Below are 11,549 nucleotides of genomic sequence, written 5' to 3' on the forward strand. Positions count from 1 at the left end.
CAAGAAACCGCAGGTCAGCCCGACGATACGAGCCCGGGAAAACCGTGAAACGTATCGAGACCCTCACCGAACATGCCCGCTTGAAACGGCTCAGAGGTTAAACGCCAAGCTAAGAAGTCATCTCATTTGGCTGGGTAGGCTCTTGGCCGTGGCAGGGATCGTTGAGCGGCTGGTGCCGGATGAGTTGTGGGAGCTGTTCCAGCGGGTGGTGCCGGAGGCGCCGTTGCGGCCGCAGGGCGGCGGCCGTCGCCGGCACGGCGACCGGGAGGTGCTGGCCGCGATCATCTTCGTGGCGACGTCGGGGTGTACCTGGCAGCAGCTGCCCACCGCATCGTTCGGGCCGTCCGGGGCCACGGCCCACCGGCGGTTCACCGAGTGGACGAAGGCCCGGGTGTGGGCCAGGCTGCACCGCCTGGTCCTGGACGAACTCGGCGCCCGAGGCGAGCTGGACTGGTCGCGGTGCGCGATCGACTCGGTGAACCTGCGAGCGCTGAAAAGGGGGACCTGACCGGTCCGAATCCTGTCGACCGGGGCAAGTACGGGTCGAAGATCCACCTGATCACCGAGCGGACCGGTCTGCCCCTGTCCGTCGGCATCTCCGGTGCCAACACCCACGACAGCCAGGCCCTGATCCCGCTGGTGCAGGGCATACCCCCGATCCGCTCCCACCGCGGACCGCGCCGTCGCAGGCCCGGCAAGCTCCACGCGGACAAGGGCTACGACTACGCCCACCTGCGGCGATGGCTGTCCCAGCGGGGCATCGGGCACCGCATCGCCCGCAAGGGCGTCGAGACCTCGCAGCGGCTGGGCCGACACCGCTGGGCCATCGAACGCACCATGGCCTGGCTCGCCGGCTGCCGGCGCCTCCACCGCCGCTACGAGCGCAAGGCCGAGCACTTCCTCGCCTTCACCAGCATCGCCTGCACCCTCATCTGCTACCGACGACTCACCAAATGAGATGACTTCTTACTGGGTCTTCCGCACGTGGGTGGTGTCGGCGTCGAGGGGGGTGCCGTCAGTGGTGATCGGTGTGATCTCCGGGACCGGGGCGCCGTGCCGGTCGACGAGGGTGGAGTGGGTCTCGCCGGGTGCGAAGGCGTGGCGTTCCCCCCACTGGCGCAGGGTGAGGATGACGGGGAAGAGGGCGTGGCCGGCGTCGGTGAGTATGTACTCCCGGCGGCGGCCCGACGATGCGGTGCGCTGGGCGAGGAGTCCGTGAGCGGTGAGCTTGCGGAGGCGGTCGGTGAGGATGTTGCGGGCGATGCCGGTGCGTCGCCGGAATTCGGTGAACGATCGTGCTCCGTCCATCGCGTCGCGGATGACGAGAAGACTCCACCGGTCGCCGACGAGGTCGAGCGTGCGAGCGACGGGGCAGTCGGGGTCGGTCCAGCCGGTGTCCGGGGCGCGCCCGGTGCTGCGTGACATGCCACCTCCCATAGGTTGCGGATTGAAACCATCATGCCGTACCGTCGGATCAGTTGCAATTTGCTACCGATTGAGGTTGGGGCGTAATGGACGTATGGCGGCGACTGCTGCAGCCAGGGTCATTGCATGAAGTGATCTTGTCCAAGTTCGTCAGGTGAGTCCGAGGGCGGTCAGGGGGCGGCGGTAGTCGCGGGCGGCGCGTCGGAGGGCGGCGGCGATGTTGGTGGCGCCGTCCTGGCGGTGGACGCTGATGGCTAGGTTGCGCAGGGAGGCCATGGTGCGGGGCAGATGACCGGTGCGGACCTTGGAGTCGTCCTCGCGGAAGGTCCGGTCGCGGACGTGATGCAGGAGGTTCTCGATGCCCCAGTGGCCTCTGATCCAGAAGGCGAGTTCGGGGCCGGTCGCGGCGCCGGGGGCGAGGCTGGTGATCAGGTAGATCCGCTCGATGGTGAGTTCACCGGTGGCCCGGTCCAGACGCCATCGGACGATCTGGAGGGCCTGTTTCGCGTCGGGGTAGTCGAGGTGATCGAAGGCTGCTGCCTTCAGCCTGCGGATCTCGACGCGGTGGTGGGCGCGGGTGCGGTCGTAGTGCTCCAACGACATGTCCTGCCAGGGCAGATGACGCACCCGGTCGTGGAGCTTGGCGTGGTTCTTCTTCACGATCGCCAGGTAGTGGGCCCCGCGGGAGCGGAGGTAGGTGCCGTGGGCGTGCTGGGTGTGCAGCGCGTCGGCGGTGACGACGACGCTGTCCAGATCGTCGATCGCATCCAGCAGGGGCGCGAAGGCGGGGATCTCGTTGCTCTTGTCGGCGATCTGCCGCTGGGCCAGGACGCTGCCGGTGTGATCCATCGCCGCGAGCAGGACCACCGCGGTCTTCTCGGTGGTGCGTGAGCCGCGCACCGTCTTGCCGTCCACCGCGACAGCCCGACGGCCCGCATGCGGAGCCCGCTCACCGTCCGGGGCGGTCTGGCGGGTGTCGAGGAAGGCGCCGATGGCCCGGTCCAGGACATCGCCGTCGAGGCGTTCCAGCAGGCGACGGACGGTCGCGGGGTGCGGGACGGGGATCTGGCCGGTGAGCGGGTCTGGGGCAAAGCCGAGTGCCCGCAGGGCCCAGGCCGGCGCGTCGGTGACCCACTCACCGACGGCGGCCGGCGACTTCGCGCCCGCCAGAACTCCGGCGGCTGCCGCGCACACCAGCGCGTCCAAGGGGTAGATCCGGCCCTTGCGGCCCCGGGGGATCGGGCACGCGGCCCAGGAAACTTCGCAGCTCAAGGGCGTCGAGAAGAGGTGCCGGGTCGGATGTCGAGGCCAGTTGGCCCAGCGGGGAGGCGATGGGCGATGATGCAGAGGCAGGCACGGGCTCGCTCGGTGTTCATGGGACGTAGACACTCACATGATCACCGGCACCGTGCCTGCACTGCGTTCCACCCCCGGAACCGCACCAACCCCGACGTGACGCAACGTCACAGACATTTGCGGCGAATCCGCTTCACGCAATGCCCCTGACCACCGGGCGGGGGACGTCGAGCATGGCACCATAGGGGACCAACGTGAAGCCTCTGGTATCGCAGCGGACGATCTTATGAGAGAGAACCGTCCTACCAGGGGCTTTACGTCTGTCCGTCACCGGGGCAGGACTGTCCGGCCTGCCCCGGTATCGAAGTCTCACCCGGCTTCGCGTAGATCATTTCGCTGAGAAAACCTCAGTGCGTCACAGCTCCGGGTGGTGGAGTTCCAGTGGGTCGCCGAGCCGAGTGAGCGATGCATTCTCTCTTCGCATGGCCTGGACGCGCGCGCGTTTGCCGGGCAGTAGGACGAGGACCACCAAGGGGCCGGTCAGGTCTCGTCTAGAGACTGCCGATGTCTCGGGGAAGGTCGGTGAAGAGTACTCGATTTCAATGAGGTCCGCTTCGCTGCTCATTAGGAGTTCCCACACGTGTACGAGCTCCCCTTCGTCGCCGTTCGGGCCGCGCCCGGTGTGGACCAGGGATTCGGATTCAGCAATCACGGACATCGGCTCCCCGGCGAGCACGTCCTCGACAGCGGAGGGGTCCGCCAGCTCCACGCCCACAATGCCCCCGCTGAGATGGTCCGGGCGCTCCCAGACGCCGCCTTCCCCGCGCAAGGAGTAGTACAGCTCTTCGGCCACGAGACCGTCGCCCCGACGGTGCAGAAGCAGGACGAACCCGAGGTCGCCGCTGATCCAGACGTCGGCGACGGAGGGGGTGTCGGCGTCCTGCGGCAGGTGATGTGCTGCCGCGCGGGCATTTGGCGGGTGCCCGAGCCGGAGGGCGGTTCCGGCGATGTCAGCCATCGACTCTCTCATGATCTCTTTTGCTTTCTCGTTCGTCGAGCTTTACGGAGCTGCGGGATGGCGCGCCACCACCGTCTGAGTAGTTGGACGTGCACGTCGGCCAACTCACAATCCAACTGGCCGACGTGCACGCCAGGTCACTTGGCCATGCAGGAGTAGGACATGTCGGCTACGTATCCGTTCCATCCCGAGACCATGACCGCACCGTAGGTCCAGATCCTCGTACCCGGTTTGACCTGGATGTTGTAGTGGACGGCCCACCCGATCTTGACCGGGTTCTTCCAGGTGGCCTTCGCCTGCAGCTTGCGCATCTTGCCGCGCTTGCCCGGCGGCACGCCCCAGGTCTCCGCATAGGTGGCGTTGGTGAATACCAGGTAGCGGTTGGCGAAGCCCATGATCTGGACGTTGATGTAGTAGCCCATGTAACGGTAGCTGTTCCTCGCGATACCGCCGCCGCGTCGCTGGACGATGATCCGCATGCCGTAGCCGTTCTTGATCCGGCGCTTGCCGCACTTCGGGCTCATGCCGTCGGTGTCGGTGGCGTTGCACGGGTCCGCGTTGGAGTAGTCGTACGCGTTGGCGGAACCGCCCGGCACCGGGTCGGGCTGCAGGAAACGTCCGCGAGCGGGATCATAGAGGCGCACGCCCATCAGGGTGAGGCCGGTCAGGGTCTCCGCCGAGCGCTGCTTCTCACCGAGCCAGCCGTACCGGGTTGCGGTCTGCCCGGTACGTGGGTTGCCGTATTCGTCGTTGTCCAGCGCTACCGGCGCCTTGGTGGTGTCTAGATGAAGCTGGAGGCTGACATCGCCGTGCAGGTCGGTGAGCTGCAGAACGATGTCCCCCGACTTGCCGGTGGTCGCCGCCAGGCCTCCGGTGACGGACTGGACGTTGCGGGTGACCGTTCCGGTGGTGGTGTTCTCGACGATCCAGCGGGGGGTGTCGTCGTCACTGTCGTAGTGATTGACCTTGGAGGCCGTCTGCGTCCAGGACGTGCCGCTGCCCTGCTCGACCGTCCAGGACCGAAACCGCAGGTTAGGGTCGAGCTGCCAAGTCTGGCGCTGACCGCCCGACGTCTGGCGCTGGGCCAGGTTGTTGGCGTAGTAGGCGATCGTGCCGTGTCCGGGGGCGGATGTCACGCGGCCGAGCGCGTCATAGGTCCAGCCGGAGTCGGCGATCCGGTCGGCGCTGTCGTAGGCCGTTGTCTGGGTAGTTCCTCCCGTGCTCGTGCAGTCCTGGCCGGGCGCCGAGACGGCGGTGGTCAGGGTGGTGCGGTTGCTGCCCTTGTCGAAACCGTAGGTGCGCCGGGTGCAGAGAGTGTCCGCGGTGTCGTCGACCGAGGTCAGTCGGCCGGCCGCGTCGTAGGCGTAGGACTGGTCGGACCAGCCCGCGTGGGTGGTCACCTGCCCGTTCACCGACTCCGTGACGCGGTTTGAGTAGACGATGGCTCCGTCGCTGTCCCGGGTGTAGACGCGGGAGACGGCGCTGCCCGTGGGGTTCTTCTCCTGGTTGAGGGTGTAGCCGCCGGGCAGGGTCTCACGAGTGACCGAGCCGTCCGCGTCATACGACGTGCGGAAGATGCCGGCGACGGAGTCCGTGACGGACGTCGCGAGACCGCGGGGTTCGACCGTGTCGTCGTAGGTGAAGGTGGTGGTCGACGGGACGGAGTCGGTCACCTTAACCGGGCGGTCCAGCTTGTCGAACTCCACCGTGGTCACGCCGCCGTCGGCGTCGGTGTACGAGGTCTGCCGTCCTAGCTTGTCAAAGACGCGCGTGATGGTGCCGCCGGTGGTGGAGACGGTCTTGACGGGGCGCCCACTGTCCGGGGCGTACTCCGTCGTGATCTCTGGCAGGGCCGCGCCCAGGCCACCGGTGACCGTGGACTTGACCGGGCGGCCGACGCCGTCGTGGGTCGTGGTGGTGGTGCGCGTCACGCTGCCCGCGGTCTCAATGACCTTCTCGGTGTTGCCCCACCAGTCGTACTCCGCGGTGGAGGTCACGAGCTGCGCGGGATTCGAGCCGCCACCGGTGATGGTGCCGGCCGGACCTGTGGAGCACAGCAGGTCCGCCCACTCTGGGCGGCCGGCGCAGGCGCCGGTGCCGTCGGCGGACCAGTAGGTGGTCACTCGCGTCGCGGCGTCCGTCCCGGTCGCTCCCGGCGGTACCTCCTTGCGAACGCGCCCCTGGCTGTCGTACTCCGTGGTCGTGGTCAGGGCCAGTCCGTCCGGGTCCTGGACGCTCTTGACCGGCAGCCCGCCCACCCAGTCGTAGACGGTCTGGGTCACCCGCTTCTCGCCCTGCACCAAGGGATGTGCACGCACCTCGACGCCGGTGGTCGTGCGCGTGATCTGGTCCTTGATGGTGGCGGTGCCGTCCGTCGGACGTCCCTCGTCGTAGGCGTTGACCGCCCAGGGACGGCCGATGACGGAGGTGCCTGCGGACACCAGCGTCGTCGTGCCGGACTTGAGATCGGCGGTCAGGTCAAGCCGGTGCAGGGGCCCGAACTCCTCCAGCTTACGGGTGCCGTCAGCATCGTAGATCCGACGCGTCGACAGCAGCTCCGCGCGTTCGGCACCGGTGAGCTGTGCGATGCCGAGTTCGGCCTGCGCGGCCCGGTCGGCAGCGGTGAGCCCCAGCGCCAGGGAGCGGTTGGCCGCGGTCAGTTCGCGGACCGTGTTGCCGAAGCGGTCGTTCTCGCTGGTGCCGATGTGGCCGCCGGGCGTCACGGAGTTGACTGCGGTGCCGGACACGCCGAGGTACTGGATGAACGCGCGCCGGTAGTCGCCGGTGGCCAGGTCACCCCCTGTGTTCGAGGCTGGCACGGAGTCGGCCGGGAAGACGGCGGTGGCATCGGCCGGGGCGTCCGTCTGTCCCCACGCCTTCACATCGCTCGTGCCCATCGCGTACGGGGCGTTGGTCCCGGTCAGCGGGACGTCGTAGACGATGCTGGTGACGGCCTCCCCTTCGACCACGTCGGCCGTGCCCTGCTTGAGAGCGGAACGCGACGCCTTCAGGAGCATGCCCTCACCGGCCGCGCTGCTCGAGCCGGCCTTGCCGTAGGTGAAGGTCCACGGCAGGTCCCCGGCCGCGCTGTACTTGGTGACGCGGCCAGAGGTGTCATAGTCGTACGACGTCTTCAGCGCTGGTGACACCTGCGGGTTCCACGTCTGACGCAGCCGCCCAGTGGAGTCGTAGGCGTACGCCTGGACCGCCTTGGACGTTGCGGCGGAGGCACCTGGCTCGGTGGACCAGAAGCGGATCTCCTTGACCCGGCCCGTGTAGTCGCCGAAGGAGTCCAGCGTGGCAGTGGTGGCCGTGGCGTACACGAACTCCATCACCCGGCACCCCTTGGTCGCCGGGGTGGCTGCGCAGGTGGCCGGGGTGACAGCGGAGGTCTGGGCGACGACCCGCTTGGGCCGTGCCAGCTTGGTCTCGCCGACGGTGACGGTCTCCGAGGTGATCGTCGTGGTGGAGCCGCTCTTGCCGTCCAGCTCGGTCGACGACACGTTCCACACCGGCAGGGCGCTGTCCAGCCTGCTGAACACCGTGACTGAGCCGTCGGTGTCGGTGAGTGTGAAGTCGCCGGTCAGGCTGCCTGTGAGGGTCAGCGTCTGCGCGCCAGGCTCGGCGACCCAGCCGGTCTTCCCCGCGTTCGCGGTGAAGTGCACCGCGTCGTTGTTGTTCGACACCACGTCGATGGCTGTGGCCGAGACCTTACGGATGTAGGCGTAGTCCGAGCCGGTGGTCGCTGCGGAGGTGCCTGCGGACCACTCCTTGCCAAAGATCGCGACTTGGCCGTCCGCCTCGGCGTTCGCGTCGGGCTCGCGGGAGGACGACGTACGCGAGAGTGACAGGTCGAAGTAGGAGGCCTCCAGTTCGGAAAGCGTGAAGTCGCCCGTGAGGAGGTTCACGGCGCCGGGGCCCACTCGCGTGGAAGCGGCTCCCTGGGCGTTGCGGTCGACGACGACGGTCAGCGGATCGGTGCTGCCGGAGGCGCTATTCGGCCCGGTGAAGTCGGCTTTGATCTCGACACTGCCGTCCGGGTCGACGGTGTTCGTGGCGTTCCAGACGAGCATCGCGTTCTTGCCACCGGTCAGCGCCACCGGCCACGAGGCCAGCGGCGTGCCGCCGGAGGTGACATCACCGGCCGGGATCTTCGTCCAGGCGTCGGCCTCAGAGCGGCGCCACGAGAAGGAGACGCTGTCGTACTTGCTCGCGTCGGCCTCGGCAACCAGCGGCAGCCGGCGTGCGGTGCGCTCGCCGTCGGAGGGCTGAACGAAGCCACCCGGCCCGGCGTGGAAGGTGTACTCGATTGCCTCGGACTTGTTGTCGGCCTTGTCCACGGCCCGCATCTGCAGGGTGTGGGTACCGTCCTGCGGAGGGGCGATGGAGATGTTCTTGGCGGCACTGGAGCCGCCGGTGGCGACCTTGGTCCAGGTCACATCGTCCAGGGACCACTCCAGCCAGTGGTGGTCGGAGGCAGGCGGAGTGACAGTGAAGGTTCCGGCCTGGCCCGCGCCCTTGGCCCAGGAGCCCGGCGGGTAGTCCGTCGACGCGATCCCGGTAGGGGCGGAAGGCGCGGCGGTATCGACCGTGAAGACCTTCCACGCCGACCAGCCGGTGTTGTAGTGCGCCCCGTCATACGGACTGGTGCGGAACTTGTAGGTCTTGCCGTTCGTGAGCACCCCGGACGGAACGGTGACCGAGGCGACCTGGCCGGAGGGCACGTACTTGGAGACGATGACGTCGCCGACCTGGGCGTTGGTGGCGTTGTCGAAAATCTGGAAGGTGCCGTTGACCTTGTCCCCGTCGGCGTCGACGAAGGTGTCCCGCAGGGTGGGGGTGGTGGTGTTGACCGTGTAGGCGCCGCCGTAGGAGAAGTACGGCGGTCCCGCCTCCTGCTTGGTGCCAGTGCGCGGCTGGTAGTTGTAGGTCACCACCAGCTTCGGCGGGTTGGCGGCGGCGTTGGCGGAGTTGACCCGCTTCCACTGGCCGGTGGCGGCCGACGGGGCGCGCAGGCCCATGTGGCCACGGGTGTTCTTCGCCGACGCCCAGGTCTGCACCAGAGCGGTGACGTCGGCGTTGATCCAGCCGTCGGGCTGGGTGGAGCAGCCGGGGTTGCCGCGGGTCTCGGTGGAGCTGGCGTACTGCTGGATCCAGGACGGCTGGCTGGTCCATCGCGAAGCGGTGGAGGGCGCGCCGGTCTCCCAGATCGTCCACTCGTACGGCTTGCAGTCGGTGTTGGCCGAGTGGAAGTTCCACAGACTCAGCTTGGCGTCCAGGACCAGTGCGTCGGAGACCGGCCCGGTGTTCCAGGTGATGAACGACCGCGCGTAGCGGGGTGTGCCGTCCGCATTGGTGGTGCCGGGGTTGCCCCAGTCCAGCTCGACATCCGTGGACCAGTCCCGCGTCTCGCCCTGCTGGACGTAGGTGTCGAAGACGTTGGACAGTGCCGAGGTGGAGGGGTCCACCGTCACCGGGTACTTGGTGTCCGGGTCGGCGAGGAAGTCGGCGTCGGGGGTGATGACCAGGTCGACGCCGTCGCCGGTTTCGACGACCTTCCAGTCGACCTTCGCCTGGTTGGTGTGCTCCCCGGAGGCCTTGTCCACGGCGGCGTCCCACATCACCGGGGCGGGCATCACCGCCCGCTTCTTCTTCCCCGACTTGGCGTCGGTGAACAGCAGGCTGCCGTCCTTTTGCTGCTTGACCTTCAGTCCGTCGGTCTTCAGCGGCAGCGTGTAGGAGTAGTTCTTCGCTGCGGGACGCTTGCCGATCTCGACGAACTGCTCGAACCCGGTCCGGGTGGCCTCCACGATCACATCGGCGTCCGGCAGCGCGCCGGGGTAGGTGGCGCGGGTGCCCTCCAGGTCCGGGGCGGGCAGGCCGCCCTTCCACTGCAGGGTGATCTGCTCGTCTCCCTCGCCCAGTGTCACTAGGTCGCGGGCGGGGGCCTTCTCCGCCGCGGCCAGGGACGTGGGCAGCGTACCGCCCTTGCCCGCCAGCGTCAGCTCACCAGGATGCGCCTGGGCCTTGACCGAGCCGTCTGGCTGTCGGGCCAGGTCGACATCGACCTTGACCCACTGCCCGTCGCGCTGGAAGCGGACCGGGCCCGAGGACAGCTCGGTCGTCAGACTGCCGTCCTTGTTCACCCAGGTCGTCGAGGTCTCCGTCCGCTCGCTCAGGGCCTCGACCCGCTTGCTCGACAGTCGCGCGGCCACCTTCGCCGACACGATGTCAGCCGCCTGCGTCACCGCGGGCTCCGGCTCCTTCTCCGCCGACGGACGCGACGGCTGCGCCGTGGCCGCCCCCTGCATGAGGGTGACGGACATCAGGAGAGCGAGGCCGCCGGCTGTCCACCGCAGGCTTCCGCTCTCCACCCCCCCACATACGCCCTCTCTCGTCAGAGGAGGGCGTTTCCCCTATGTCTCTCAAAGCAGTTCCTGTCTGCCGTGAATGGAAACTGACTGCAATGAAAATTATCCGGTGAGTAAAGATGCGAAAGAGGGAGTTATCAACCGCAAGCGGCCAAGGCGCTACTCCCTGTAATGGTGATGTGTGTCACATGTGAATAAACGGTGAATTAGGTTTCCTGGCTGCGAAAAGGCATGCAGGTGAAGCCGCATGCTCGAGCTTCTGCGCAAAGCGCGACATCTTGGAGCACCTCCGGGCGCGGAGTTCGTGTAAGCGGTGGCTTGTTTTCGCTGCTGTGCCGGTTCACAGCGCAACAACCCCCGTGCATGTCGGCGTCCCGGCCCCGCATCCGCTACCGTTCCGGTCCGGTCCGGTGGGGTGGCTGGTCACCCTGATCCGACCAGGACACAAGAAAACAGGGTGCGGTATGAAATCGCGTCGAATATGGGGCACGGGTGCCGCGGTGGCGGCGGGGGTCGCGGGAGTGCTGGTGCTCCAAGGGGTGGTCGGCTCTCCCGTCGGGAGCGCTGATGACGACGGGAAGCCCATGAGATCGGGGAAACCGGTTCGGGCCGACCTCCACTCGGCCGCGCTGAAGGTGACCGACGGCGGCCGCAGTGCCGAGTCGGGCAGGCGGGACGTGAAGCCGTTCAGCATGCTGGGGGTGACCTGGACCGACCCCGGAGCCCGGGTCGAGGGCACGGTCGAGGCGCGGACCCGCGCCGCCGGGAGCGGGAAGTGGTCCGGCTGGCTGGTGCTGGACGGCGACAGCGGGCAGGGCGAGTCCGGCGCCGAGCGCGGCGGCACCGAGCCGGCCTGGGTCGGCCCCTCAGACGGTGTCGAGGTACGGGTGCGGGCCGGGGGGAAGTCCTCGGCCGGGCTACCCGCGGGCCTGCGGCTGGACATGATCGACCCCGGCAGGGCCACCGTCACGGACCTGGAGCCCGCCGCGTTCACCGAGGACGACCCCGGAGCCGATCCCTCCCCCACCGCGGAGCCGTCCGCGCCGGAACCGGACAGGTCAGAACCCGCCACCGAGCCGACGCCGGAGGCTCCGGCAACGCAGAGCGCTCCGGCTACCAGCGCCCCGCCACAGACCACGATGCCCACCGCGCCTACCGTGCCCGCCTCACCGTCTTCGCCGCCGGCGTCGAGCGCATCGCCCTCGGCGAGCCCGTCCCCTTCGGTGAGCGTGCCGCCCGCGCCGCCGTCCACCGTGCCCCAGCCGCCGGTCACCGCCCGCGCGGGCTGGGGGGCGGACGAGTCGATCAGCCCGGAGGAGCCCGGCTACTACTCCAGTCTGACTTTGCGATCTTGCTGCGGACCCGGCTGGAAACGGGTACGGCCACCGCGTGATCATCGGTTGGTGTGTGGACAAACGAAGATCGTGCGGTGGCCGCGG

Annotated in this window: 5 protein-coding genes and 1 pseudogene; 2 read left to right on the forward strand and 4 right to left on the reverse strand. The window is 68.3% G+C overall.

Annotated features, from left to right (window positions below):
* The first annotated feature begins 157 nt into the window (after positions 1 to 157).
* Positions 158 to 957, forward strand: a protein-coding gene (locus AC2CJA_RS17950) for an IS5 family transposase (protein WP_484603715.1) whose coding sequence is annotated in 2 segments (ribosomal slippage) — positions 158 to 493 and positions 496 to 957 — 798 coding nt in all. Because the reading frame shifts where the segments join, the coding sequence is not laid out codon by codon here.
* Between the two features lie 9 nt (positions 958 to 966).
* Here the strand turns inward: AC2CJA_RS17950 and AC2CJA_RS17955 are convergent.
* From AC2CJA_RS17955 to AC2CJA_RS17970, 4 genes are all read right to left on the reverse strand, one after another.
* Positions 967 to 1,425 (reverse strand): winged helix-turn-helix transcriptional regulator, encoded by a 459-nt coding sequence (locus tag AC2CJA_RS17955; protein ID WP_484603711.1) that lies wholly within the window; start codon positions 1,423 to 1,425, stop codon positions 967 to 969.
* Positions 1,426 to 1,575: 150 nt separating this feature from the next.
* On the reverse strand, positions 1,576 to 2,697 hold the full coding sequence (locus AC2CJA_RS17960) for an ISAs1 family transposase (RefSeq protein WP_484603712.1): 1,122 nt from the start codon (positions 2,695 to 2,697) through the stop codon (positions 1,576 to 1,578).
* 439 nt (positions 2,698 to 3,136) lie between these two features.
* Positions 3,137 to 3,739 carry a hypothetical protein gene (locus AC2CJA_RS17965; protein WP_484603713.1) on the reverse strand — a complete coding sequence of 201 codons (603 nt, stop codon included), beginning with the start codon at positions 3,737 to 3,739 and terminating at the stop codon, positions 3,137 to 3,139.
* Between the two features lie 137 nt (positions 3,740 to 3,876).
* Positions 3,877 to 10,065: a DNRLRE domain-containing protein gene (locus AC2CJA_RS17970; RefSeq protein ID WP_484603714.1), complete on the reverse strand. Its 6,189-nt coding sequence runs from the start codon at positions 10,063 to 10,065 to the stop codon at positions 3,877 to 3,879.
* 509 nt (positions 10,066 to 10,574) lie between these two features.
* Between AC2CJA_RS17970 and AC2CJA_RS17975 the strand changes: the two are divergent.
* A pseudogene (locus AC2CJA_RS17975) lies at positions 10,575 to 11,549 on the forward strand (hypothetical protein); the annotation flags it as partial.

The sequence above is a fragment of the Streptomyces sp. ATLC9 genome, from assembly GCF_057196705.1.

Excerpts from the sequence above, each read along its gene's own strand:
- AC2CJA_RS17970 (WP_484603714.1), bottom strand. The coding sequence starts at position 10,065 with ATGTCCGTCACCCTCATGCAGGGGGCGGCCACGGCGCAGCCGTCGCGT.
- AC2CJA_RS17955 (WP_484603711.1), bottom strand. The coding sequence starts at position 1,425 with ATGTCACGCAGCACCGGGCGCGCCCCGGACACCGGCTGGACCGACCCC.
- AC2CJA_RS17965 (WP_484603713.1), bottom strand. The coding sequence starts at position 3,739 with ATGGCTGACATCGCCGGAACCGCCCTCCGGCTCGGGCACCCGCCAAAT.